Annotated in this window: 2 protein-coding genes; one reads left to right on the top strand and one right to left on the bottom strand. The window is 68.1% G+C overall.

The window, feature by feature from the left end; genetic code table 11:
• Positions 1 to 43: 43 nt before the first annotated feature.
• The gene (locus ACFP2V_RS09750) at positions 44 to 400 is read right to left on the bottom strand and encodes a HesB/IscA family protein (RefSeq protein WP_055574575.1); all 357 of its coding nucleotides are present in this window, start codon (positions 398 to 400) and stop codon (positions 44 to 46) included.
• A gap of 393 nt (positions 401 to 793) precedes the next feature.
• Between ACFP2V_RS09750 and nadA the strand changes: the two genes are divergently transcribed.
• Positions 794 to 1978: a quinolinate synthase NadA gene (gene nadA / locus ACFP2V_RS09745; protein WP_381208527.1), complete on the top strand. Its 1185-nt coding sequence runs from the start codon at positions 794 to 796 to the stop codon at positions 1976 to 1978.
• Positions 1979 to 1985: the final 7 nt, after the last annotated feature.

Raw genomic sequence — 1985 nt, 5'->3', positions numbered from 1 at the left:
CGTGCCGCCCGGGAGAGGATCCCGAAGCGGCGGTGGAGCCTGCTCAGCTGAAGGAGTCGCCGCAGGCGCAGGAGCCCGTGGCGTTCGGGTTGTCGATGGTGAAGCCCTGCTTCTCGATGGTGTCGACGAAGTCGATGGTGGCGCCGCCCAGGTACGGGGCGCTCATCCGGTCGGTGACGACCTTCACGCCGTCGAAGTCCTTCTCCACGTCGCCGTCGAGGGAACGCTCGTCGAAGAAGAGCTGGTAGCGCAGGCCGGAGCAGCCGCCGGGCTGGACGGCGACGCGCAGGGCGAGGTCGTCACGGCCTTCCTGGTCGAGCAGCGCCTTGACCTTGGCCGCGGCGGCTTCGGTCACGAGGATGCCGTCGGTGACGGTGGTGGTCTCGTCCGATACGGACATCTACATCTCTCCCGGGTTGTACGGAGACTGCTTGCCGACGGTTGCAACCGGTGGGGCCGCGGATTCATTCCGGGCCGGGAACGTGTTCTCTCGGCTCCGTCCTCATGCTCGCACACGCCCCGGCAAGCGGAAAACGGTACATCCGGCCCCCTTCCGGACACCGCTTCAAAAACCGCCCCCGGAACCGTCGGGCCCGGCCGGGGGGAATGAGGGGAATGAACGGGCCTCCGCCGGGTTTCACGTCACACGGACGCTATGGCCGTCGTCAAAATGACGCGAGCCGGATATGATAGATAGCGTCAATTCGACGAGAAGTCGAACCGGTGTCCCGCTTGTCCCGCCGGTCCGGTCCACACGGACCCGGCGAGCCGCAGAACAGAAAGGGTGCGTGTCGTGACCACCGCCCAGACCCAGGAGCTCGACGTACAGCCGACGCCCCTCGCCCTGTTGCTCCTCGGCCGGGAGGCCGACCCGAGGAGCGAGCGCGGCGTGGAGTGTCCCGGAGACCTCCCCTCACCGTCCGACCCGGACCTGGTGGAGCGCGCCCGCGCCGCCAAGGAGAAGCTCGGGGACAAGGTCTTCGTGCTCGGCCACCACTACCAGCGCGACGAGGTCATCCAGTTCGCCGACGTCACGGGCGACTCGTTCAAACTGGCCAAGGACGCCGCCGCGCGTCCGCAGGCCGAGTACATCGTGTTCTGCGGTGTGCACTTCATGGCCGAGTCCGCGGACATCCTCACCGGCGACGACCAGAAGGTGGTCCTGCCGGACCTCGCGGCCGGCTGCTCCATGGCCGACATGGCCACCGCCGAGCAGGTCGCGGAGTGCTGGGACGTGCTGACCGAGGCCGGTGTATCCGAGCAGGTCGTGCCCGTCTCGTACATGAACTCGTCCGCGGACATCAAGGCGTTCACGGGCCGGCACGGCGGCACGATCTGCACCTCCTCCAACGCGAAGCGCGCCCTCGACTGGGCCTTCGAGCAGGGCGAGAAGGTCCTCTTCCTCCCCGACCAGCACCTGGGCCGCAACACGGCGGTGCGCGACATGGGGATGTCCCTGGAGGACTGCGTCGTCTACAACCCGCACAAGCCGAACGGCGGGCTGACGGCGCAGGAGCTGCGGGACGCGAAGATGATCCTGTGGCGGGGCCACTGCTCGGTGCACGGCCGCTTCAGCCTGGACTCGGTCAACGACGTGCGCGAGCGCGTCCCGGGCGTGAACGTGCTCGTCCACCCCGAGTGCCGGCACGAGGTCGTGGCCGCGGCGGACTACGTCGGGTCGACCGAGTACATCATCAAGGCGCTGGAGGCGGCCCCGGCCGGCTCCAAGTGGGCGATCGGCACGGAGCTGAACCTGGTGCGCCGGCTGGCGAACCGTTTCGCCCCCGAGGACAAGGAGGTCGTCTTCCTCGACAAGACGGTCTGCTTCTGCTCCACGATGAACCGCATCGACCTCCCCCACCTGGTCTGGGCCCTGGAGTCCCTCGCGGAGGGCAACCTGGTCAACCGCATCCAGGTGGACAAGGAGACCGAGCAGTTCGCCAAACTGGCCCTGGAGCGGATGCTCGCGCTGCCGTAACCACGTC

Source organism: Streptomyces incanus (assembly GCF_042656345.1).
In the GTDB taxonomy this organism is placed as follows: Bacteria; Actinomycetota; Actinomycetes; order Streptomycetales; family Streptomycetaceae; genus Streptomyces; species Streptomyces incanus.
Note: the sequence above shows the minus strand (reverse complement) of the source record. Positions and strands in the feature narration are given on the sequence as shown.